We start from the raw sequence: 22345 nt of genomic DNA on the forward strand, positions 1-22345 counted from the left end.
TTACTTCTTTGCGCGTTGCCCGCGTGGCCGCGCCCTATTTTTGAGGAGCACAACATGGCGAAAGAACCGCAAACACCAATGGATGATGAGCTGGCTCGCCACGAGCAAGAAGCCGATGGCGCCGAGCAAGCGGCTGAGAAAGTCGCTGAAGAGCGCTTGATGGAGGGCGAGCTGGAAGGGTTGATCAATGATGAAGAGGCGCTAGAAGACAGCGTCGACAACCCGGAAGCGGAAATGCTGGCAGCCCAAGTAGGCGAGTTAGAGCAGAATTTGGCCGAAGCCAAGGATCAAGCCCTGCGCGCCGCCGCTGAAGCGCAAAACGTGCGCCGTCGCGCTGAGCAGGAAGCGGAAAAAGCCCGCAAATTTGCGCTTGAGAAGTTTGTTAAAGAGCTGCTGCCGGTAGTGGATAGCCTGGAAAAAGCGCTTGAGACCATGGAAGAGGGTGCCTCGGAAGTTCACCGTGAAGGTGTCTCCATGACCTTGAAAATGCAGGTGGATGTGCTCAACAAGTTCGGCGTTGAAAGCATTGAGCCCCATGGTGAGCCCTTCGACCCGCAGGTGCACGAAGCCATGACCATGGTGCCTAACCCGGATCTCGATCCGAACACCGTGATGGACGTTATGCAGAAAGGCTATTTGCTCAATGGACGCCTAGTGCGCCCGGCGATGGTTGTGGTGAGTAAAAAAGCCGATTAAGCCACTGGCGGCACAGAGTGTGAAAAGAGAGTGTTAAAAAAGCCCTTGAAATGTCAGCGGCGGCCCCCAAATAAAGGGCAACCCCGCGGGGAAACCCGCAGACAAGCTTTTAAAACTAAATTTTCAGTTTTGTAACAACCGAATTCGAGGTATTGCTATGGGACGTATAATTGGTATCGACCTGGGCACCACTAACTCTTGTGTGGCCGTGCTCGATGGTGACAGCGCTAAAGTTATTGAAAATGCCGAAGGCGGCCGTACGACGCCTTCTATCATCGCTTATACCGATGATGGTGAAACGCTGGTAGGTCAGGCGGCTAAACGTCAGGCCGTTACTAACCCAGAAAACACATTGTACGCCATCAAACGTCTAATTGGCCGTCGCTTTAAAGACGACGTCGTCCAGAAAGACATCAAGATGGTGCCGTACAAAATCACCGAAGCTGACAACGGTGATGCTTGGGTTGAAGTAAAAGGCAAAAAAATGGCACCGCCGCAGGTGAGCGCGGAAGTGCTGAAGAAAATGAAGAAGACCGCCGAAGACTACCTGGGCGAAACGGTCACCGAAGCGGTGATTACCGTACCGGCCTACTTCAATGATAGCCAGCGTCAGGCGACCAAAGACGCTGGCCGCATCGCGGGTCTAGACGTTAAGCGCATCATCAACGAGCCGACCGCTGCCGCACTGGCCTACGGTATGGACAAATCGCGCGGCGACAAAACCATAGCGGTCTACGACCTGGGTGGCGGTACCTTCGATATCTCTATCATCGAAATTGCTGACGTTGACGGCGAAACTCAGTTTGAAGTGTTGGCCACCAACGGTGACACCTTCCTGGGCGGCGAAGACTTTGACCTTGCGCTGATCAACTACCTGGTAGACCAGTTCAAGTCTGACAGCGGCATTGACCTATCCGGCGACAACCTGGCCATGCAGCGTCTGAAAGAAGCTGCTGAAAAAGCCAAAATTGAGCTTTCCAGCGCCCAGCAGACCGACGTGAACCTGCCTTACATCACCGCCGACAACACTGGTCCGAAACACCTTAACGTTAAGGTGACACGCGCCAAGCTGGAGTCGCTGGTAGAAGAGCTGGTTCAGCGCTCGCTCGAGCCGTGCAAAATGGCCCTGAAAGATGCAGGCCTATCTGCCTCTGAAATCGACGAAGTGATCCTGGTCGGTGGCCAGACACGTATGCCGATGGTGCAGAAGAAAGCCGCTGACTTCTTTGGCAAAGAAGCACGTAAAGACGTTAACCCGGACGAAGCGGTTGCCGTTGGTGCAGCGATTCAGGGCGGCGTACTGGGTGGCGACGTTAAAGACGTTCTGCTGCTCGACGTTACTCCGCTAACCTTGGGTATCGAAACCCTGGGTGGCGTGATGACGCCGCTGATCGATAAGAACACCACCATCCCGACCAAGAAGACACAAACCTTCTCTACGGCGGATGACAACCAGACGGCGGTGACCATTCACGCCGTACAAGGTGAGCGTAAGCAAGTGTCGCAGAATAAGTCGCTGGGTCGTTTTGATCTTGCTGATATTCCGCCTGCACCGCGCGGCGTGCCGCAGATCGAAGTCGCCTTCGACCTGGATGCCAACGGTATTCTGAACGTATCGGCAAAAGACAAGGCTACTGGCAAAGAGCAGTCGATTGTCATCAAGGCGTCTAGCGGTCTGTCCGAGGAAGAAGTCGAGCAAATGGTACGCGATGCCGAAGCTCACGCCGAAGAGGACAAAAAGTTCGAAGAGCTGGTGCAGCTGCGTAACCAAGCTGACGGCATGATTCACGCTACGCGCAAAACGTTGGAAGAAGCTGGCGACAAAGCGACTGACGATGAGAAGCAGGCGATTGAAACGGCCATTAGCGAGCTGGAAGAAGCGGTTAAAGGTGACGACGTCGATAACATTCAGAAGAAACTGGATGCACTGACCGAAGCCTCTGGCCAGCTAGCCCAGAAGATGTACGCCGAGCAGGCCGAAGCGGCGCAGCAAGAGGGCGGTGAAGGTGCCGAGAACGCGGGCACCAAGCCGGACGAAGACGTGGTTGACGCCGAGTACGAAGAAGTCAACGACGATCAGAAAAAGCAGTAACATCCTCTTTCTGCCAAGGAAAGCGGTGACGCGGGAGCTTACTCCCGCGTTGCTGTTTCCGCGGCCAAGACGCACGTAGTTAAGTATAGAGTTGAATACATGGCTAAATGTGCAGTTGAGTGCGTAGCTAACCAGGAGGCGTAGGGCCTATGTCCAAACGCGATTATTACGAAGTCCTGGGTGTCGAAAAAGGGGCCGATCAGAAAGAGATCAAGAAGGCCTATCGCCGTCTGGCGCAAAAATTCCACCCTGATCGAAACCCGGACGATACCAACTCCGCGGAAAAATTCCGCGAAGTGTCCGAAGCGTATGAAGTGCTTAGCGACGGCGAAAAACGTGCTGCCTATGACCAGTTCGGCCATGCGGGCGTTGATGGTCAAGGTGGCGGCGGTGGTTTCGGCGGTGCTGGCGCTGGCGATTTCAGCGACATTTTCGGCGATGTGTTTGGCGATATTTTTGGTGGAGGTGGTGGACGCCGCCGTGGCCCCAATGCCCCGGCACGTGGTTCCGACCTGCGCTATAACCTAGAGCTGGATTTAGAGAACGCCGTTTCAGGCACCACGGTGGATATTCGCGTGCCGCGGCATATCGAGTGTGACCGTTGTGATGGCGGTGGCGCTGAGCCAGGCTCTTCTAAAGAGACGTGCCCTACTTGTCACGGCCACGGCCAAGTACGTATGCAGCAAGGCTTCTTTGCCGTGCAGCAAACGTGCCCCACCTGTCATGGCTCTGGCCAGCACATTAAAGTGCCGTGCCATAAGTGTAATGGCGAAGCTCGGGTACGTGAGACGCGCACGCTGTCCGTTAAGATTCCGCCCGGCGTGGATACCGGCGACCGTATTCGCTTGAATGGCGAAGGCGAAAGCGGCGTGAACGGTGGCCCGCCTGGGGATCTATACGTGCAGGTGGCCATCAAGCCGCACCACATCTTCCAGCGTGACGGTAAGCACCTGCAGTGCGATGTGCCGATCAACTTTGTCGATGCAGCGCTAGGTGGCGAGCTTGAAGTGCCGACGTTAGATGGCCGTGTGAAGCTGAAGATTCCGCCGGAAACCCAAACAGGCAAGCTGTTTCGCCTGCGCGGTAAAGGCGTGAAGCCCGTGCGCGGTGGTATGCCCGGCGACCTGCTGTGCAAGGTGGTAGTGGAAACACCGGTGAAGCTTAACGACGAGCAGCGCGACCTACTGCGCCAGCTGCAAAAGAGCTTCGACGACAGCAACAGCCACAACCACTCACCGAAGAAAACCGGCTTCTTCGACAGCGTGAAAAGCTTCTTTGAAGATATGAAGCCGTAAGTCTGAGATAATAGTAAGCAGGTAAGCGTTTAGTCCAAAAACCCTCGGTTCACCCGGGGGTTTTTGCTGTTTAGGGAATGCTGCGCGTAATGGATCATCTTGAAGAAAGGCCCACCATGGGCATTTTGCTGCGGGTACTTTCTGGCCTGCTTTTTACCGGGATGCTGGTGTGTATTAAGGCAGTCAGTGACGAAGTGCCTGTGGGCCAGTCGGTGTTTTTTCGCTCGCTGTTTGCGCTGTTGCCTATCGTCGTTTTCCTTCTGCTGCGGCGGGAATTCCCACGCGGGTTGGCGACGCGCCGCCCGTTGGGTCATGCGCTGCGCTCTGGCTTGGGGGCTGCGGCAATGTTTGCCTCTTTTGCGGCGGTGGCGCTGTTGCCAGTGGCGGAAGCAACCCTGCTCGCTCAGCTTACGCCGGTCTTTATGGCGGTAGGTGGGGTGTTGCTATTGGGAGAGCGCTTCTCGCTTAATCGCGCGGGTGGCGTTGTGCTGGCGCTTGCCGGGGTTGCCGTGCTGATTTTGCCTGGACTCAATGCCAGTTCCAGTAATGGCCAAGCGACCGGGTACGCGCTAGGGGCGTTGAGTGCGCTATTAACCGCTGGGGCGCTACTGACCGTCAGGCGAATTTCACGAACGGAGAGTGCCGCCTCAATCGCTTTTTACTTTATTTTGGTGGCCGCGCTAGCCGGGCTGGCGACGCTACCGCTGGGTTGGGCGGCGCTTACCAGGGTCGAATTCGCGCTTTTAGTACTATCAGGCCTGTTTGGCGGTGCTGCGCATATCGCGATGACATTAGCCCTGCGCTACGCCGAGGCATCGCGTTTGGCACCTTTCGAATATATTGCCCTGGTGTGGCCCGTGCTCGCCGATTGGGTGCTGTTTGGAATGCCGGTCTCCAGCGGCTTCCTGCTAGCGCTACCGCTCATGTTATCCGGGGTGGCGCTAGCGGCGATGGAAGGGCGGCGGCTTAGGTTAAAGGCTAAATGGCCGATTCGACGATAAGCTGCGGCTGACCTTTTGAGCAGGATTCGATACGCGCAGATACCCGATAAACCTGATGCAGCAGCGCAGGCGTAATCACATCGGCGGTGGGGCCGCAGGCAATCAAGCGGCCATTTTCGAGCATCATGGCCGCGTCAGCGAAGCGTAGCGCATGCCCCAGGTCGTGGAGTGCCACCAGAATCAACATCTGGCGCTCATCGGCCAGACGGCGCAGCACCGTCAAAAGGCTAATCTGGCGGTTAAGGTCGAGTGCCGAAGTGGGCTCGTCCAGCATCAAAATCTCGGGCTCTTGTACCAGAGCTTGAGCAGCGCTAACCAGCTGGCGCTGCCCGCCGCTAAGGTCGCCGGTATCACGCTCGCCAAGGGACGCAATAGAGAGCTCCTCCAGCGCGCGATCAACTTGGGCTAAATCCTCGGGCTGCACTTTTAATCCACGCCCCTGCATACGCGCCAAAAGCACCGATTCATATACCGTCAGCACGGCCTTGGCGCCGGTGTCCTGGGGCATATAGCCCACGGGGCGCTCGGCGCTGGTGCCGCTGATAACCACCTCACCTTCGCCTTTCAATAACCCTAATACTCGGCGAAAGAGCGTCGATTTACCCGCCGCATTGGGGCCCAGCAGGGCGACGACTTGCCCACCGTGAAAGCAGGGCGTGGTGATCTCTTCCAGAATAGGGCGACGACCGTAACGGGCGGATACACGGTTCAGTTGTAGGGTTACCATGAGGCCTTCTTGTGGTTAAGCACCAGAAATAGGAAGAAGGGAATGCCCACCAGCGAGGTAATAATACCAATGGGAATAATGGTGCCGGGGATAATGATCTTGGAGATGACCGAGCCAACAGAGAGGATCAGTGCCCCGCACAGGGCCGAGCCGGGTAAGAAGAAGCGCTGATCCTCGCCCAGTAAAATGCGCGCAATATGCGGGCCCACCAAGCCGATAAAACCAATAGTGCCCACGAACGCCACCGCGATGGCGGCGAGTAGTGACACCAGCACCAGCACTTCCAAGCGCAACGCGCGGGGGTTGACGCCCATGCTCTCGGCTTTGGCATCGCCCAGGCGCATGGCGGTCAGCGCCCAGCCATGCCGGGCAAGCAGCGGCATGGACAAGGCAAGAATGCTAAGGGCGATCCAGAACTTGGGCCAGGTGGCTTTGGTTAAACTGCCCATCGTCCAAAACACCACTGTGGAGACCGCCTCTTGGCTGGCAAAGAACTGAATCAGCGCCATTAGCGAGTTGAAGATAAACACCATGGCGATGCCCAGCAGCACAATGGTCTCTACCGTCACGCCGCGCTTAAGGCTTAAGGCATGAATCAAGAATGCGGTGAACATAGCCATCACGAAAGCGTTGATGGGCACCACAAACTCAATGGCGGCAGGTACCAGCGCCACACCGAAGGCGAGACCCAAAGCGGCACCAAAACTGGCCCCGGCGGAAATCCCTAAGGTAAACGGGCTGGCTAGCGGGTTGCTCAGAATGGTTTGCATCTGCGCCCCGGCCACCGACAGGCTGGCGCCCACCACTAGTGCCATCAGCGCCACCGGCATGCGGATTTCCCAGAGAATCACTCGCGCCTGCTGGCTAACGCTGTCTGGGGTAAACAGCGCCGCGATCACTTCACCCAGGCTATAGCGTGCGGGCCCCAGCGCCAGGTCGACGCAGAGGCTAAAAAACAGCGCTAAAACCAGAGCCGCCAGTATCATTTGGCGGCGGAAAACCTGGCTATGGTAGAAAGCACGCCCCTGGGAGACGTGCTCGTTTGTTCCTGTTTCAGTCCTCATGGAGCGTTAACCAATAGCCGGGTTCATAGTCGATGGGCAAGAAGCGCTCGTGCAGCACCTCCATCGTGGCGTTGGGGTCCAGTTCTTCAAACAGCTCGGGGTGTAGCCACTTGGCTAACTGCTGCACGGCCACGAAGTAGTAGGGGCTGTTGTAAAACTGGTGCCAAATAGCGTGGAAGTTGCCTGATTCCACCGCCTCGATGCCGGTCATCGCGGTACGCTCGGTCAGCGCTTCCAGCTTAGTGCGGGCGAGCTGCATATCAGACCCAGGGCCTACGCCGACCCAGTTGCCGCCAGGCACGTAGGCATCCCAGTTGCCGCCGGTGACAACGACATGCTCAGGATTGGCAGCAATAATCTGTTCAGGGTTCAGGTTGCCGAAACTGTTAGGAATGATGTCCTCGGCAATATTGCTACCGCCCGCCAGGGTGACATAGTCGCCAAAGTTGGCAGGGCCAAAGCTCATGCAGCACTCGTCGGAGTAGCCGCCGGCCCGGTCAATAAACACGCTGGGGCGCTCTGGGTTGGCCTCGGCGATGATATCGGTTACCCGTGCCAGCTGCGTTTCGGCAAACTTGATGAACGCTTCGGCCGCTTCTTCATCGTCCATGATTTGGCCGATGATGCGCATGGAAGGAATCGTGTGCTCAAGCGGATCTTCACGAAAATCTACATAGATGATGGGTATGCCGAGTTGTGCCAGCTTATCGTCGTAGGCGGCGTCCTCTGTGGCGGCTTTGGCCTCAATGTTCATCAGCACTACGTCAGGATTAAGCGCGGCGGCCTGCTCTACGTCAAAAGTGCCGTCTTTAAAGCCGCCAAAGGTGGGGATCGCTTCGATCTCGGGGAAACGCTCCAGGTAGCGGGCATAGTTATCGGGATCCGCCTGAGAAAAATCTTCGCGCCAACCAACCACGTGGGCAAAAGGTTCTTCAGGTTCGAGTAACCCAAGCAAATAAATTTGCCGACCTTCGCCTAAAATAACCCGTTCGGCAGGGGCGTCCAAAGTGATTTGGCGGCCAGCGACATCGGTGACGGTGATAGCGTCAGCCATAGCAGTGGCACCGCAAGCAAAAGTGATAAGGGTGCCAAGCAGAATTTTTAAGCGCGGAGAACTGAGCATTTTTTAACTCGTTGGTCGATATTGGTTAACAGGGCTGGCATCGCTGATGCGCTTTGACCGTTTGATAGCATAGAGATGCAATTGCTATTGTAACCTATTTGCGTTTGGGTGGCATTACTGGAGTGCAGCGCTTAATAGTCAGCATGCTACGCTTTGCTCTTAGCATTTATCCTGCAGCGATGGCTTCGCGTATTTGGCTAAAAGGCAAAGCGCTGTTGAAGCATTTTTTAGTTAGCAAGTACTTACATTTTTGGAGAGGCCACTATGCCTTTATCTCGTGTTGAAATTGCCACGCCGTCCGCCGAGCGTTTAATCAACCGGCTCTGCAAACACTGGGCACATAAGCTGGAGGTCGAGCAAAGCGATCAGCAAGCCACCATTACGTTTGCCACCGGTACCTGCTTAATGCTCGCAGAGCCCGATAAATTAGTGGTGGCCCTCGAAACCCTCGAAGAGGAGCATTTGGATGAACTGGAGGGGGTAGTCGAGCGCCACTTGGTGCGAATGGCGGGTGATGAAGAGCTGGCTATCGTTTGGGAGAACTAGACAACGGCTGGTCTGCTATAATCGCGCTGATTTTGAAAACATAAGTCTTACGCACCGAAACGCAGAGCGCAGGAGTTCGCATGACCCGAATTGCCATTGTAGGCGTGGCTGGCCGCATGGGCCGTACGTTGGTAAATGCTATAGAGCAGGATGCAGAGGCGACGCTAGCCGGTGGGATCGTGGAGCCCGGCAGCTCCTTGGCAGGCGCTGACATTGGCGAGCTTGCTGGTGTAGGTAAGCGCGGCGTCGTTGCGGTAGATTCGCTCGCGTCGATTGTCGATGAGTTCGATGTGTTGATCGACTTCACGGCCCCCCAGGTCACTCTTGGTAATCTGGCATTCTGTGCCAAGCACGGCAAACGTATCGTGATTGGCACCACCGGCATGAGCGATGATGAACTGGCCCAGCTCGATAGCTATCGTGACAAGGTGGCCATGGTGTTCGCGCCCAATATGAGCGTCGGTGTTAATTTAACCCTGAAGTTGCTCGAGACCGCTGCTAAGGCGCTGGGTGATGAAGGCTACGATATTGAAGTGATCGAGTCTCATCACCGCCATAAAGTTGATGCACCTTCCGGTACCGCGATCAAAATGGGCGAAGTAATCGCCGACAGTCTGGGGCGCAGCCTGAAAGAGCATGGCGTGTTCGAGCGGGTAGGTCAGTGCGGACCTCGTACCGATAAAGAGATCGGCTTTGCCACCGTGCGCGCGGGCGATATCGTGGGAGAGCACACGGTAATGTTTGCTACAGAGGGCGAGCGCATCGAAATCACTCACAAGGCCTCCAGCCGGATGACCTTTGCCAAAGGTGCGGTTCGCGCGGCGCGCTGGGTCGCTGGCAAAGAGAGTGGCCGTTACGATATGCAGGATGTGTTAGGTTTGGATTAAGGAGTTACTAATGCTAGGACAGCCCTGCCACTAAGGGGTAGTTTTAGGTCAAAAATTCCTGTAACATTTCAAAAATTTTGGCCGGGTGGCTTAGAAAACTCAAACGGCGCGCTTGTTGCGTTGGCCAGCCCAAAGCCTGCCCCCCGAGTTTGCGGCTATTACGATAAAGCTAAGCGGCTCTGAAGGGCATCGAACAACAAGCGGGATGAAACCGATTCTTTTTATCGGCTTCGTCCCGCTTTTTTACGGCCCTTGTTTTAATAGCAAGCGCTTTAATGACAAACGCTTTAACGACGATAGTTTTGATAACTAGCGTCGTGGATGAATGAAGAAATTGCTGAGCCTGCGCCCTCAGGCTCCCACCAGCATGGGAGGATCTTGTTTTGAATAACCCCGCATTGAGCAAACCCGCAATATTGGCCTTGGAAGATGGCAGCGTGTTCCACGGCATCGCCATTGGCGCGGACGGATTAACAAGCGGTGAGGTGGTATTCAATACGGCCATGACCGGTTATCAAGAAATCCTCACCGACCCCTCCTACACCCGCCAAATCGTTACTCTCACCTATCCCCACATCGGCAACACCGGCATTAACTCTGAAGACATCGAATCAGCTTCTATTGCCGCAGCGGGTTTGGTGATTCGCGATCTACCGCTGATGGCCAGCAGCTTCCGCTCAGAGCAGTCGCTGTCGGACTACCTGAAAAGCCAGAATGTGCTAGGCATTGCCGATATCGACACCCGCCGCTTAACGCGCATTTTGCGCGATAAAGGCGCGCAGAACGGGGCGATTTTAGCGGGTGCTGATGCCGAAGGTGATGATGCAGTGGCGCGGGCGCTGGAAGCCGCCAAGGCTTTCCCTGGCCTGAAGGGTATGGATCTGGCCAAAGAGGTGTCGTGTAAAGAGGCCTACGAGTGGTCAGAGGGTGAGTGGACGCTTGGTGAAGGCTACGCTGATGCTTCCAAAAGCGAGCGCCCCTACCATGTGGTGGCGTACGACTACGGCGTGAAATTCAACATCCTGCGCATGTTGGCCGCCCGCGGCTGTCGCCTGACGGTGGTGCCCGCGCAAACACCTGCCGCTGACGTGCTGGCAATGAAGCCGGATGGCGTGTTTTTAGCCAATGGCCCCGGCGACCCAGAGCCCTGTGACTACGCCATTAAAGCGATTCAAGACGTACTGGAAACCGAAATCCCGGTGTTTGGTATCTGCCTGGGCCACCAGCTGCTGGCGCTCGCCGCAGGTGCCAAAACGGTCAAAATGAGCCACGGCCACCACGGTGCCAACCACCCGGTGCAGGATTTGGATACCGGCACCGTGATGATCACCAGCCAGAACCACGGCTTTGCGGCGGATGAAGCAACACTACCTGCCAACGTTCGCGCAACGCATCGGTCGCTGTTCGATGGCACCTTGCAAGGGATTGAGCTCACCGACCGGCCCGCGTTCAGCTTTCAGGGCCACCCGGAAGCGAGCCCCGGCCCGCGTGACGTGGCGCCGCTGTTTGATCGCTTCGTGGCTATGATGCAGGCACGCCGTTAACGCGTCCTTCACATCACCGTATCGCCGTCTTTTGTCGCTCATCGTCACCATTTTTTGCGGGAACCGTTATGCCTAAGCGTACCGACATCAACACTATTTTGATCATTGGCGCTGGCCCGATTGTGATCGGCCAGGCCTGCGAATTCGACTACTCCGGCGCCCAGGCGTGTAAAGCACTGCGCGAAGAGGGTTACCGGGTTGTTTTGGTTAATTCCAACCCCGCCACCATCATGACCGATCCGGCCATGGCTGATGCTACTTACATCGAGCCGATTACCTGGCAGACGGTAGAGAAAATTATTGAGGCCGAACGCCCCGACGCAATTCTGCCCACCATGGGCGGCCAGACTGCGCTGAACTGCGCCCTTGAGCTTGAAAAGCATGGCGTACTGGAGAAGTTCGGCGTCGAGATGATCGGTGCCAACGCCGATGCGATTAACATGGCCGAAGACCGCGACCTGTTCGATCAGGCCATGAAGCGCATTGGTTTGGAGTGCCCGAAAGCGAAAGTCGCCCACACCATGGATGAAGCCTGGGAAATTCAGGCTGAGCTGGGTTTTCCGACCATTATTCGTCCTTCCTACACCATGGGCGGCTCCGGCGGCGGCGTGGCGTATAACAAGGAAGAGTTCGAAGAGATTTGTACGCGCGGTTTTGAGCTTTCCAACAACCACGAGCTGCTCATCGATGAGTCGTTGCTGGGTTGGAAAGAGTACGAGATGGAAGTTGTGCGCGATAAAAACGACAACTGCATCATCGTCTGCGCGATCGAGAACTTCGACCCCATGGGCGTACACACTGGTGATTCGATCACCGTGGCCCCGGCGCAAACGCTGACGGATAAAGAGTATCAGATCATGCGTGACGCCAGCCTCGCGGTGCTGCGCGAGATTGGCGTAGAGACCGGTGGCTCTAACGTCCAGTTTGGTATGGATCCCAAAACCGGGCGCTTAGTCGTTATCGAAATGAACCCGCGGGTGTCGCGCTCTTCGGCGCTGGCCTCTAAAGCGACCGGCTTCCCGATTGCTAAAATCGCCGCTAAATTGGCGATTGGCTATACCCTGGACGAGCTGCAGAACGACATTACCAGCGGGCGTACGCCGGCATCGTTTGAGCCGTCTATCGATTACGTGGTCACTAAGATTCCACGCTTCACCTTCGAGAAATTTCCCCAGGCCAACGATCGCCTAACGACGCAGATGAAGTCGGTGGGTGAAGTGATGGCGATTGGCCGCACGTTCCAGGAGTCGCTGCAGAAAGCGCTGCGCGGTCTGGAAACCGGTAACGATGGTCTCGATCCGATCATTACCGATTTCACGCCAGACAACATGGCGATTATCCAGGGCGAGCTCCAGGCTGCGGGCGCCGAGCGTATTTTCTACGTGGCGGATGCCATACGGTCGGGCATGAGCGTCGATGAGGTCTTTGCCCTGACCAATATCGACCCCTGGTTCTTGGTGCAGTTGGAAGACCTGGTGCTGACTGAGAACGCCGTCGCCAAACGCACGCTGGCCGACTTCTCTGCCCGTGAGCTCTATCAGCTCAAGCGCAAAGGCTTCGGCGATGCACGCCTGGCCAAACTGCTCAGCGTCAGCGAAAAAGAGTTCCGTCAAACCCGCCAGGCCGCCGGTATTCGCCCGGTTTATAAGCGCGTTGATACCTGTGCCGCCGAGTTTGCCTCTGATACCGCCTATATGTACTCCACCTATGAAGAGGAGTGCGAGGCGGATGTTTCTGACCGTCAGAAAATCATGGTGCTGGGCGGAGGCCCTAACCGTATCGGCCAGGGTATCGAGTTTGATTACTGCTGCGTTCACGCCGCCTTCGCCATGCGCGACGACGGCTATGAAACCATCATGGTCAACTGCAACCCGGAAACCGTATCGACCGATTACGACACCTCTGATCGTCTCTACTTCGAGCCGGTGACGCTGGAAGACGTGCTGGAAATTGCCGACAAAGAGAAGCCGGTGGGCGTGATCGTTCAGTTCGGCGGCCAGACGCCGCTGAAACTGGCCCGTGAGCTAGAGGCTGCTGGTGTGCCGATCATTGGTACCACGCCGGACGCTATCGACCGCGCCGAAGACCGTGAACGCTTCCAGGTGATGATCGACAAGCTGGGCCTGAAGCAGCCGCCCAATGCCACGGCGCGCAGCTTTGCGGAAGCCTTCGATAAAGCCGAAGCAATTGGCTACCCGCTGGTAGTGCGCCCAAGCTACGTATTGGGTGGTCGGGCGATGGAGATCGTCTACGACGCCTCCGAGCTTGAAAACTACATGACCCACGCGGTGAAAGTCTCCAACGACTCACCGGTGCTGCTGGATCACTTTTTGAGTGCCGCAATCGAGATCGATATCGATGCGGTGTCGGACGGTCAGCAGGTGGTGATCGGCGGCATCATGCAGCACGTAGAGCAGGCGGGCGTTCACTCCGGTGACTCCGCCTGCGCGCTGCCGCCTTACTCGCTACCTGCCGATGTGCAGGACGAAATGCGCCATCAGGTTAAGCAGATGGCGGTTGAGCTGGGCGTTAAAGGTCTAATGAACGTGCAGCTGGCTTGGCAGGATGGCGAGATTTACGTCATCGAGGTCAACCCTCGCGCTTCGCGTACGGTGCCCTTTGTGTCCAAGTGCATCGGCACCTCGCTGGCGCAGATTGCGGCGCGCTGTATGGCCGGTAAAACCCTGGCTGAACAGGGCTTTGAGAAGGAAATTGTGCCGCACTTCTATAGTGTTAAAGAGGCCGTTTTCCCGTTCAATAAATTCCCGGGCGTCGATCCGATTCTGTCGCCGGAAATGAAGTCCACCGGCGAAGTAATGGGCTCTGGCGACACCTTTGCAGAGGCGTTTTTCAAGGCACAGCTGGGAGCGGGCGAAGCGATTCCGGCGCTGACCGGCGAGCGTAAAGCGTTCCTTTCCGTGCGTGAACCGGACAAGGCAGGGATTATCGAAGTGGGTCGTTCTCTGTTAGCATTAGGCTTTACGCTATGTGCAACACGGGGAACAGCGGCTGCTTTGGAAGCTGCCGGGCTTGCCGTGGAACACGTCAATAAAGTCTACGAAGGTCGTCCCCATATCGTCGATCTGCTTAAGAACAACGAAATCGCCTACATTGTGAACACTACTGAAGGTCGTCAGGCTATTAACGACTCTTCGGTCATTCGCCGTACTGCTCTCTCGCGCAAGGTGCCCTATGCGACCACCTTGGCGGGCGCTAATGCTGTTTGTATGGCGCTTGAGTACGGTAGGGAGATTACGGTGCGGCGCCTTCAGGATCTGCATGCAGGAGCAAGTCAATGAACAAGGTCCCGATGACAGTGGCGGGAGAAAGAAGCCTTCGTGAAGAGCTCAACCACCTTAAAAGCGAAGCGCGTCCGCAGGTGATCGCGGCCATCGCTGAAGCGCGTGAACACGGTGATCTTAAGGAGAACGCCGAGTATCACGCCGCTCGCGAGCAGCAGGGGTTTATCGAAGGGCGTATTCAGGAGATCGAAAGCAAACTCTCTGTTGCGCAAGTGATTGATGTCACTAAGCTGCCGAAAACCGGCAAAGTGATTTTCGGTGTCACGGTGTCGCTAATGAATCTGGAGACCGACGCGGAAGTCTCGTATCGTATTGTCGGTGAAGATGAGGCGGATATTAAGTCTGGCCGCATTTCTGTCACCTCTCCGATTGCCCGTGCCCTGATCGGCAAGGAAGAGGGAGATGTCGTGGTGGTCAAAACCCCCGGCGGCGACGTGGAGTATGAGGTAGGTAGCGTCGAATACGTTTGATAAAAAAACGCCCCTTCAATTGACCTTGATTAGTTCGGTTGAAGGGGCGTTTTAGTGCCGCGGCGCTTAACGGTTAATGCCGTCCGTGATGGTTCTCGAAGCGGGTAACATTAGAAAGCTTCGGGTTCACCTGCGGGTTTCTGCGGTAGAGCAGTGCCATTTTGCCAATGGTTTGTACCAGGTCGGCTCGGCTGTTGGCGATTAGCTCGGCTATCATAGCAGCACGATCATCACGCTCAGGAATGGCAAGCTTCACTTTGATCAGCTCGTGATCAGTAAGTGCGCGGTTAAGTTCTGCGAGCAAATTTTCGGAGACGCCGTTCTCAGAAACGGTGACCACTGGGTTAAGATGGTGGCCAATGCTACGAAATGCTTTCTTTTGTGCCTGTGACAAGCTCATGGTATCTTGCGGTATCCCGGTTAGCGCTTAACGCTCCATCTTACGGTGAAACGTCACCGAGTGAAAGCGATCGCGTGAATGCGCCCATCTCTTATTCCAGTGTTAGATTCCCACATGCAGCAAAAGCCCCCAAACCGAAAACATTCCGTTAGCAAGACCAGCAATAACTGGAAGAAGGAGCACTTTGACGACCAGTACGTTAAGCAGAGCTGGCAAGATGGCTACCGCTCCCGTGCCAGCTATAAGCTGATCGAGTTGGATGAAAAGGATAAACTGCTGCGTTCCGGTATGACGGTGATTGATCTTGGAGCAGCCCCCGGTGGGTGGAGTCAAATCGCTGCGGAGAGAGTAGGGCCTGAAGGTGTGGTGATTGCCTCTGATATCCTGGAAATGGATGCACTGGCCGGGGTGGACTTTATCCAAGGTGATTTCACAGAAGAGGCGGTGCTAGAGGCGATACTAAAACGCCTGGATAATCGCCGTGTAGACCTTGTGATGTCGGATATGGCCCCCAATATGAGTGGTATGGCGGCGATTGATCAGCCTCAGGCGATGTATTTAGTGGAGCTAGCGTTAGAACTCGCGCGCGAAACGTTGTCACCCGGTGGTCGGTTTTTAGCTAAAGTATTCCAGGGGGAAGGGTTTGACGCCTATTTGAAAGAGTTGCGCGGCAGCTTTAGCAAGGTAGTAACCCGTAAGCCAGATGCCTCCCGGGCGCGTTCCCGGGAAGTTTATTTTCTGGCCGAAGGGTTTCGCGGGTGACTGTCCTTAACCAGGAGACACCGCCCGTGTGGTTCATAGCCAAGATTTATCAGCGCGATTGCCAGACAGGCAAGCGCAACGTGTGTCACATTAGGCGCCATAATTGCGCGTGACACAGATGGCCCGAGGCATAATATAAGACGCTTTGGCAATGGTTGAACGCTTGATGCTGATGTAATGTCCTAGTAGAAGGATTTATAAGCATCAGGGTTTAACTGACGGATTCTTGTAATGAGGGTAGCCCCTTGAATGATATGGCGAAGAACCTGATTCTGTGGTTGGTCATCGCGGCCGTCCTACTGACTGTGTTCAATAATTTCAGCACCGAAAGCGCACCGCAAAACACCAACTATTCTCAGTTTGTGCAACAGGTGCAAAATCAGCAGGTACGTAGCGTAACAATTGATGGTTACACCATCAGTGGTGAGCGTACGGATGGCTCTCAGTTTCAGACGATCCGCCCATCGGCAGAAGATCCGAAGCTGATGGACGATCTGTTGAGCAATAATGTGACGGTCGTGGGCAAAGAGCCAGAGCAGCAAAGTATCTGGACGCGGCTACTTATTGCCAGCTTCCCGATTTTGCTGATTTTGGGCATCTTTATGTTCTTCATGCGCCAAATGCAGGGTGGAGCCGGTGGTGGTAAAGGCGGCCCGATGAGCTTTGGTAAATCGAAGGCCAAGCTGCTCTCCCAGGATCAGATTAAAACGACCTTTGCCGACGTGGCTGGCTGTGATGAAGCCAAGGAAGAAGTCGAAGAGTTGGTCGACTTCCTGCGTGACCCGACTAAATTTCAGCGCTTGGGCGGTACGATTCCCCGCGGCGTATTAATGGTGGGGCCTCCAGGTACCGGTAAAACGCTGCTGGCAAAATCGATTGCTGGCGAAGCGAAAGTACCGTTCTTCTCAATTTCCGGTTCAGACTTCGTGGAAATGTTTGTCGGTGTCGGTGCATCGCGTGTGCGCGACATGTTCGAACAGGCTAAGAAGCAGGCGCCGTGCATCATCTTTATCGATGAGATCGACGCTGTTGGTCGCTCACGCGGTGCTGGCATGGGTGGCGGTAACGACGAGCGCGAACAGACGTTGAATCAGCTGCTGGTTGAAATGGACGGTTTTGAGGCCAACGAAGGCGTCATCGTTATCGCCGCGACTAACCGTCCTGACGTACTCGACCCTGCGCTTATGCGCCCAGGCCGCTTTGACCGTCAGGTAACGGTCGGCTTACCGGATATTCGTGGTCGTGAGCACATTTTGGGCGTTCACCTGCGTAAAGTGCCGCTGGGTGATGACGTAAAACCGCAGCTGATCGCTCGTGGTACGCCTGGTTTCTCGGGCGCGGATTTGGCCAACCTGGTCAACGAAGCCGCCCTGTTTGCCGCTCGCCGCAATAAGCGCTTGGTCAGCATGGAAGAGCTTGAGTTGGCGAAGGATAAGATCATGATGGGCGCTGAGCGCAAATCGATGGTCATGACTGACAAAGAGAAGCTCAATACGGCTTACCATGAGTCGGGTCACGCCATTATCGGTTTGGTTGTGCCTTCCCATGATCCGGTCTACAAGGTAACGATTATCCCGCGGGGCCGTGCGCTGGGTGTCACTATGTTCCTGCCGGAAGAGGATCGCTACAGCCTCTCTCGTCAGCAAATTTTAGGGCAAATCTGCTCACTGTTTGGTGGCCGTATTGCCGAAGAGATGACGTTAGGCCCGAATGGAGTGACCACGGGTGCCTCCAACGACATCAAGCGTGCTACTGAGCTGGCTCACAACATGGTTGCTAAGTGGGGCTTGTCGGACGAAATGGGCCCGATCATGTACGACGAGGATGAGTCCCATCAGTTCCTCGGCGGCCCGGGTCAGGGTGGCGGTAAGATGAAGTCGGGTGATACGACCACGCGCCTTGATAAGGAAGTCCGCAAAATCATCGACGATTGCTACGAGCAGGCACGCCAAATCCTGACCGATAATCGCGATAAGCTGGATGCCATGGCCGAGGCCTTGATGAAGTACGAGACCATTGATGCCACGCAGTTGAAGGACATCATGGAAGGTCGTGATCCGCGCCCGCCGGAAGGCTGGGACGACGGTGACTCATCCGGTGGCGGCACGCCTGTCAACGATGACAAGCCGCAAGCGAAGGCCGAAGACGACGCTTCTTCAAACGCTTCTGGAAGTGATTCTTCTGGCGGTGATAGCGAAGAGGGTGACGACAAGCCGCGTCGCCGTCCCTCAGACCCGCTAGGCGGCCCTGCAGGTCCCTAGTTATATTGCTGAAATAATGGCTTAGATAATTACGCCAGCGTTTGAGCCGAAGGCGCCCCGTCAGGGGCGCCTTTTTTGTTATGCTGTGTGCATACCACTGCAATGTTTATTTTCTTGATCAGGCTGCAGCATGAAATCAATTTTGGACATGTCCTCTACACGAACCGCAGAAAATGCTTTTCAACTGCGTTGCGGACGCCATCTGCTGGATCTCTCCTTTCCCCGGGTAATGGGCATTCTCAATGTCACCCCGGACTCTTTTTCCGATGGCGGTCAGCATGTGGCACTGGATGACGCTCTGCGCCACGCCGAGCGGATGCTGGCCGAAGGGGCGGCGATAATAGACGTGGGTGGCGAGTCGACTCGCCCTGGAGCTACCCCTGTCAGTCCCCAGGAAGAGCTGGATCGGGTGGCGCCGGTAGTGGAGGTCCTGGTGCGCGAGCTGGATGCGCTGGTATCGGTGGATACCAGCTGCCCGACGGTCATCCGCGAGGCGAGCGAGCTGGGCGCTGGAATGATTAACGATGTGCGCGCGTTAGAGCGGGAGGGGGCTCTGCTGGCCGCGGTGGGTAGTGGTCTGCCCGTCTGCTTGATGCATCGCCAGGGTGAGCCGCAAGATATGCAGCAGTCACCCGCTTATCAGCGCCCGATCGAGGAGGAAGTGGCTGACTATTTGTCACGCCGGATTGCCGAATGCGAAGCGGCCGGTCTGCGCCGTAATCGATTATTGATAGATCCAGGTTTTGGCTTCGGCAAAACCGTCGAGCACAATCTACGCTTACTCAAATACATGGAGGTTCTTCAGTCACTTGAGCTTCCATTGCTGGTGGGTGTGTCACGCAAGAGTATGATTGGTAAAGTGTTGGGCCGCCCGGTAGAGGAACGTCTGCCCGGTGGCTTGGCGCTCGCTGCCATGGCGGTTGAGCGTGGGGCAAATATTTTGCGCGTGCATGATGTGGCTGCAACAGTAGATGCAGTCAATATGGCATGGGCGGTACTACAAGAAGGCTGCGAGCCGCCGCTAAACAAGGAGTTTGACGCATGACAAGGCGCTATTTTGGGACGGATGGTATTCGCGGTACGGTGGGTAAGTCGCCGATTACCGCCGATTTTATGCTCAAATTGGGCTGGGCGGCGGGGCAGGTGCTGCGCCGCGATAAAGGCCGAACGCGTGTACTAATCGGCAAAGATACGCGGATCTCCGGCTATATGTTCGAATCCGCTCTAGAAGCAGGGCTTTCCGCGGCAGGTGTCGATGTATCGCTGCTAGGGCCAATGCCCACGCCGGGCATTGCCTACCTAACGCGCACATTTCGTGCCGATGCGGGCATTGTCATTTCGGCATCGCACAATCCGTTTGATGATAACGGCATCAAGTTCTTTTCCGCGGAGGGCAAGAAGCTCCCCGATGAGACAGAAGATCGTATTGAGGCGATGTTAGAGGCGCCGCTGACCACGGCTGAAGCGGCGCAGCTGGGTAAAGCGACGCGCATCGACGACGCTGCAGGCCGTTACATCGAGTTTTGCAAATCGACTCTGCCTGATCGGCTTAGCTTGCACGGTCTCAAAATCGTCTTAGATTGTGCTCACGGTGCCACTTACCATATCGCGCCTAATGTGTTCCGCGAGCTGGGGGCTGATGTCACCACTATTGGCTCTGCGCCCGATGGGTTAAACATTAACCAGCAGGTGGGCTCAACGCACCCCGCGGCTCTGCGTGCTGCCGTGATTCAGCAAAATGCTGATTTGGGGATCGCTTTTGATGGCGATGGCGATCGTCTGTTGATGGTGGACGGCGACGGTCGTGAAGTCGACGGCGACGACATTCTCTATCTGATTGCCCGAGATCGCCACGAGCGTGGTTTGCTTCAAGGCGGCGTAGTGGGCACGGTGATGTCAAATTTTGGCTTAGCGATGGCACTTGATAAGCTGGGGATCCCCTTTGAGCGAGCTAAAGTGGGTGATCGCTTTGTGATGGAGCGCATGGCAGTCAATGGGTGGGAGCTAGGCGGTGAGTCGTCGGGGCATATTGTCTGCGGTCACGTGCAGACCACCGGCGACGGAGTCGTTTCTGCGTTGCAGGTTTTGGCACTAATGATGCGTGAGCAGAAGAGCCTGCCGACACTCTTAAAAGAGCTGGAGAAAGTGCCCCAGGCGCTGGTTAACGTGCGTTTGCCCGCCCATGCCAGCGCAAAAGAGGTCATGGAGTCTACGGCACTTCAACAGGCGGTGGCTGCGTTAGAGCATGAGTTAGGCGATGAGGGTCGAGTGCTGCTACGCCCATCAGGTACTGAACCGCTAATTCGTGTGATGGTGGAGGGGCGCGCCCATTTGGATGTCGACCAATTGGCACGCACTTTGGCTGGTCAAGTTCAGGCACTGCTCGATTAAACATGCTTAACCAACCAGCACAGCAAAACGGTTCAGCAAACTTGTTTAGTAAACATGTTTCGCAAACCCAGCCTGTGGTTATAACAGCGGTTGTCTTGACAAGGCCGCTCCTATACCATTTCGCTCCACCTTGAGTGAGGAGAGTCGATGCGTACGCCTTTAATTGCCGGCAACTGGAAAATGAACGGTTCCGTGGCGTTGATCAATGAATTCGGCCAGGCCTTCTCCGCCGCCGTATCGCCAACGAGCGTGGATGTCGTTATTATTCCGCCGTTCCCCTATTTGGATGCAGCGCGCCATGCGTTTGAAGGTACGGTGCTATCATTAGGCGCGCAAACGCTGAACCCTATTCACTCTGGGGCGCATACCGGCGAAGTGAGTGGCCGCATGCTAAAAGAGTTTGCGGTCTCTTATGTATTGGTGGGGCACTCCGAGCGACGCCAGCTTTATAAAGAGAGCGATGAACAAATTTTCGCGCGTCTATTGGCAGCGTTAAGCTTCGATCTCAAGCCGATCCTTTGTGTGGGCGAGTCTCTAGAGGAGCGTGACGCAGGTCGCACGATGGATGTTGTGCTTCGTCAAGTGGGCTATGTAATGTCCCGCTTAGAGCCCGATCAGCGCAAGCAGGTCGTGATTGCCTATGAGCCCGTTTGGGCCATTGGCACTGGGCGCACGGCGACGCCCGAGCAAGCACAGGACGTTATGGCAGGCATTCGCGCCTACCAAGCGGGTTTTGATAAGGGGCTCGCTGAACAACTGCGTTTGCTTTACGGCGGCAGTATGAACGCAAGCAATGCGGCTGAGCTGCTCGCTCAGCCAGATATCGACGGCGGTCTAGTGGGCGGAGCCTCACTCAAGATCGATGATTTTTATGCCATTTGTCAGTCAGCAGGATAACGCCATGCAAGTTGCAATTCTTATGATTCATGTGGTGATTGCGGTCGCCCTGGTGGTACTCATTCTGCTTCAGCAGGGTAAAGGTGCCGAAGCCGGTGCGGCTTTCGGGGGCGGTGCATCACAAACCGTGTTTGGTTCGCGGGGCAGCGGTAATTTCTTGTCGCGCACCACGGCTTTGTTGGCGGCGGGTTTCTTCGCCACCTCAATGGCGCTAGCTTACTTTGCCACCCAGGCAGGCCAGGCACCCGAAGCGGGCATCCCCGATTCGCGTCTGATCGAACAGCAGCAAAGCGTCCCCACGCTTGACGACAGGCCTGCGGATGTGGATAATACCGCGCCAGTGCTAGAGGAAAGCGGCGAGTAAGTTGTACTCGTTGTTTAGATTGTTTAGGCAGAAAAATTGTTTAAACATAAAGAGTTTCTTTAGCCTCCCCTGATGCCGAAGTGGTGGAATTGGTAGACACGCTATCTTGAGGGGGTAGTGACCGTATGGTCGTGCGGGTTCAAGTCCCGCCTTCGGCACCATCTGTTTTGCTGGCTCGCCAGCTTCCCAGAACGTTTCTTTCGTTACCAGAATGCCAGTTTGGCACCTGCGATGAAAAAGACAGCTTTAAGTAAGTGGTTCTTGAAGCAAATAGTACTTGAAGCAAGTAGTTCTTGACGTAAGTAGCTTTAGTGTCTATTATCGTCGACCTAGATTGATGCGGGGTGGAGCAGTCTGGTAGCTCGTCGGGCTCATAACCCGAAGGTCATCGGTTCAAATCCGGTCCCCGCTACCATTTTCTAGTGGCATGTGATGAGTTGTTTTCTTTGAGAAAACAGTCATTGGTACCAGGTGTAGCCTGCTACATGTTGCTAATATGGTACTCAAGGTTTCTTTTAAAAAG

General features: G+C 55.7%; 19 protein-coding genes and 2 tRNA genes. 17 read left to right on the top strand and 4 right to left on the bottom strand.

Annotated elements, in window-relative coordinates; all coding sequences use genetic code 11:
* The first annotated feature begins 54 nt into the window (after nucleotides 1–54).
* The 4 genes from grpE (at nucleotide 55) to QHL1GM_RS14485 (ending at nucleotide 5084) form a co-directional block, all read left to right on the top strand.
* Complete coding sequence (gene grpE / locus QHL1GM_RS14470) at nucleotides 55–696, top strand: nucleotide exchange factor GrpE (protein WP_071695088.1); 642 nt, start codon at nucleotides 55–57, stop codon at nucleotides 694–696.
* A gap of 157 nt (nucleotides 697–853) precedes the next feature.
* Entirely contained in the window at nucleotides 854–2788 is a 1935-nt protein-coding gene (gene dnaK, locus QHL1GM_RS14475; RefSeq protein ID WP_071695089.1) for a molecular chaperone DnaK, read from the top strand.
* Between the two features lie 149 nt (nucleotides 2789–2937).
* Entirely contained in the window at nucleotides 2938–4083 is a 1146-nt protein-coding gene (dnaJ, locus tag QHL1GM_RS14480) for a molecular chaperone DnaJ (RefSeq protein ID WP_071695090.1), read from the top strand.
* An 89-nt stretch (nucleotides 4084–4172) separates the two neighbouring features.
* Nucleotides 4173–5084, top strand: coding sequence for a DMT family transporter (locus QHL1GM_RS14485; protein ID WP_071695091.1), 912 nt, complete (start codon nucleotides 4173–4175; stop codon nucleotides 5082–5084).
* On the opposite strand, the gene QHL1GM_RS14490 is transcribed toward QHL1GM_RS14485, so the two are convergent.
* From QHL1GM_RS14490 to QHL1GM_RS14500, 3 genes are read right to left on the bottom strand one after another with little or no spacing between them, the layout of a single operon-like run.
* Nucleotides 5062–5811 carry an ABC transporter ATP-binding protein gene (locus tag QHL1GM_RS14490; RefSeq protein WP_071695092.1) on the bottom strand — a complete coding sequence of 250 codons (750 nt, stop codon included), beginning with the start codon at nucleotides 5809–5811 and terminating at the stop codon, nucleotides 5062–5064. The two genes, QHL1GM_RS14485 and QHL1GM_RS14490, sit on opposite strands and share 23 nt — an antisense overlap.
* Nucleotides 5805–6875 carry an iron ABC transporter permease gene (locus tag QHL1GM_RS14495; protein ID WP_071695093.1) on the bottom strand — a complete coding sequence of 357 codons (1071 nt, stop codon included), beginning with the start codon at nucleotides 6873–6875 and terminating at the stop codon, nucleotides 5805–5807. The genes QHL1GM_RS14490 and QHL1GM_RS14495 overlap by 7 nt, the downstream gene beginning before the upstream one ends.
* Nucleotides 6865–7998, bottom strand: coding sequence for an ABC transporter substrate-binding protein (locus tag QHL1GM_RS14500; RefSeq protein WP_071695094.1), 1134 nt, complete (start codon nucleotides 7996–7998; stop codon nucleotides 6865–6867). The genes QHL1GM_RS14495 and QHL1GM_RS14500 overlap by 11 nt, the downstream gene beginning before the upstream one ends.
* Nucleotides 7999–8262: 264 nt before the next feature.
* On the opposite strand from QHL1GM_RS14500, the gene QHL1GM_RS14505 reads away from it, so the two are divergent.
* The 5 genes from QHL1GM_RS14505 (at nucleotide 8263) to greA (ending at nucleotide 14747) form a co-directional block, all read left to right on the top strand.
* A complete protein-coding gene (locus QHL1GM_RS14505) occupies nucleotides 8263–8544 on the top strand; it encodes a DUF2218 domain-containing protein (RefSeq protein WP_071695095.1) in 282 nt (93 codons plus the stop codon).
* 80 nt (nucleotides 8545–8624) lie between these two features.
* Nucleotides 8625–9431, top strand: coding sequence for a 4-hydroxy-tetrahydrodipicolinate reductase (gene dapB, locus QHL1GM_RS14510; protein ID WP_071695096.1), 807 nt, complete (start codon nucleotides 8625–8627; stop codon nucleotides 9429–9431).
* 398 nt (nucleotides 9432–9829) lie between these two features.
* Entirely contained in the window at nucleotides 9830–10975 is a 1146-nt protein-coding gene (gene carA, locus QHL1GM_RS14515) for a glutamine-hydrolyzing carbamoyl-phosphate synthase small subunit (RefSeq protein ID WP_175540427.1), read from the top strand.
* A gap of 68 nt (nucleotides 10976–11043) precedes the next feature.
* Nucleotides 11044–14274, top strand: a complete 3231-nt coding sequence (gene carB / locus QHL1GM_RS14520) for a carbamoyl-phosphate synthase large subunit (RefSeq protein ID WP_071695098.1) — start codon at nucleotides 11044–11046, stop codon at nucleotides 14272–14274.
* Complete coding sequence (gene greA / locus QHL1GM_RS14525) at nucleotides 14271–14747, top strand: transcription elongation factor GreA (RefSeq protein WP_071695099.1); 477 nt, start codon at nucleotides 14271–14273, stop codon at nucleotides 14745–14747. Before carB ends, greA begins: the two co-directional genes overlap by 4 nt.
* Before the next feature lie 73 nt (nucleotides 14748–14820).
* Here the strand turns inward: greA and yhbY are convergent, their stop codons facing one another.
* A complete protein-coding gene (gene yhbY, locus QHL1GM_RS14530) occupies nucleotides 14821–15147 on the bottom strand; it encodes a ribosome assembly RNA-binding protein YhbY (RefSeq protein ID WP_008958789.1) in 327 nt (108 codons plus the stop codon).
* A 114-nt stretch (nucleotides 15148–15261) separates the two neighbouring features.
* On the opposite strand from yhbY, the gene rlmE reads away from it, so the two are divergent.
* The 8 genes from rlmE (at nucleotide 15262) to QHL1GM_RS14570 (ending at nucleotide 22237) form a co-directional block, all read left to right on the top strand.
* The gene (gene rlmE, locus QHL1GM_RS14535; RefSeq protein ID WP_071695100.1) at nucleotides 15262–15909 is read left to right on the top strand and encodes a 23S rRNA (uridine(2552)-2'-O)-methyltransferase RlmE; all 648 of its coding nucleotides are present in this window, start codon (nucleotides 15262–15264) and stop codon (nucleotides 15907–15909) included.
* A 245-nt stretch (nucleotides 15910–16154) separates the two neighbouring features.
* Entirely contained in the window at nucleotides 16155–18170 is a 2016-nt protein-coding gene (gene ftsH / locus QHL1GM_RS14540; RefSeq protein ID WP_071695101.1) for an ATP-dependent zinc metalloprotease FtsH, read from the top strand.
* Nucleotides 18171–18300: 130 nt separating this feature from the next.
* A complete protein-coding gene (folP, locus tag QHL1GM_RS14545; RefSeq protein WP_071695102.1) occupies nucleotides 18301–19215 on the top strand; it encodes a dihydropteroate synthase in 915 nt (304 codons plus the stop codon).
* Entirely contained in the window at nucleotides 19212–20561 is a 1350-nt protein-coding gene (glmM, locus tag QHL1GM_RS14550; RefSeq protein ID WP_071695103.1) for a phosphoglucosamine mutase, read from the top strand. Before folP ends, glmM begins: the two co-directional genes overlap by 4 nt.
* A gap of 147 nt (nucleotides 20562–20708) precedes the next feature.
* Nucleotides 20709–21458 (top strand): triose-phosphate isomerase, encoded by a 750-nt coding sequence (tpiA, locus tag QHL1GM_RS14555; RefSeq protein WP_071695104.1) that lies wholly within the window; start codon nucleotides 20709–20711, stop codon nucleotides 21456–21458.
* 4 nt (nucleotides 21459–21462) lie between these two features.
* Complete coding sequence (gene secG / locus QHL1GM_RS14560; protein ID WP_071695105.1) at nucleotides 21463–21822, top strand: preprotein translocase subunit SecG; 360 nt, start codon at nucleotides 21463–21465, stop codon at nucleotides 21820–21822.
* Nucleotides 21823–21896: 74 nt separating this feature from the next.
* Nucleotides 21897–21983: transfer RNA gene (locus tag QHL1GM_RS14565), tRNA-Leu, on the top strand.
* Between the two features lie 177 nt (nucleotides 21984–22160).
* Nucleotides 22161–22237 (top strand) — tRNA-Met (locus tag QHL1GM_RS14570).
* Nucleotides 22238–22345: the final 108 nt, after the last annotated feature.

The organism is Halomonas sp. QHL1, assembly GCF_001882345.1.
In the GTDB taxonomy this organism is placed as follows: Bacteria; Pseudomonadota; Gammaproteobacteria; order Pseudomonadales; family Halomonadaceae; genus Vreelandella.

Coding starts and splice junctions, on each gene's coding strand:
- dnaJ (WP_071695090.1), top strand. CDS start 2,938: ATGTCCAAACGCGATTATTACGAAGTCCTGGGTGTCGAAAAAGGGGCC.
- yhbY (WP_008958789.1), bottom strand. CDS start 15,147: ATGAGCTTGTCACAGGCACAAAAGAAAGCATTTCGTAGCATTGGCCAC.
- folP (WP_071695102.1), top strand. CDS start 18,301: ATGAAATCAATTTTGGACATGTCCTCTACACGAACCGCAGAAAATGCT.
- carB (WP_071695098.1), top strand. CDS start 11,044: ATGCCTAAGCGTACCGACATCAACACTATTTTGATCATTGGCGCTGGC.
- rlmE (WP_071695100.1), top strand. CDS start 15,262: ATGCAGCAAAAGCCCCCAAACCGAAAACATTCCGTTAGCAAGACCAGC.
- tpiA (WP_071695104.1), top strand. CDS start 20,709: ATGCGTACGCCTTTAATTGCCGGCAACTGGAAAATGAACGGTTCCGTG.
- QHL1GM_RS14490 (WP_071695092.1), bottom strand. CDS start 5,811: ATGGTAACCCTACAACTGAACCGTGTATCCGCCCGTTACGGTCGTCGC.
- dnaK (WP_071695089.1), top strand. CDS start 854: ATGGGACGTATAATTGGTATCGACCTGGGCACCACTAACTCTTGTGTG.
- secG (WP_071695105.1), top strand. CDS start 21,463: ATGCAAGTTGCAATTCTTATGATTCATGTGGTGATTGCGGTCGCCCTG.
- glmM (WP_071695103.1), top strand. CDS start 19,212: ATGACAAGGCGCTATTTTGGGACGGATGGTATTCGCGGTACGGTGGGT.
- QHL1GM_RS14495 (WP_071695093.1), bottom strand. CDS start 6,875: ATGAGGACTGAAACAGGAACAAACGAGCACGTCTCCCAGGGGCGTGCT.
- QHL1GM_RS14485 (WP_071695091.1), top strand. CDS start 4,173: ATGGATCATCTTGAAGAAAGGCCCACCATGGGCATTTTGCTGCGGGTA.
- QHL1GM_RS14500 (WP_071695094.1), bottom strand. CDS start 7,998: ATGCTCAGTTCTCCGCGCTTAAAAATTCTGCTTGGCACCCTTATCACT.
- dapB (WP_071695096.1), top strand. CDS start 8,625: ATGACCCGAATTGCCATTGTAGGCGTGGCTGGCCGCATGGGCCGTACG.
- grpE (WP_071695088.1), top strand. CDS start 55: ATGGCGAAAGAACCGCAAACACCAATGGATGATGAGCTGGCTCGCCAC.
- QHL1GM_RS14505 (WP_071695095.1), top strand. CDS start 8,263: ATGCCTTTATCTCGTGTTGAAATTGCCACGCCGTCCGCCGAGCGTTTA.
- greA (WP_071695099.1), top strand. CDS start 14,271: ATGAACAAGGTCCCGATGACAGTGGCGGGAGAAAGAAGCCTTCGTGAA.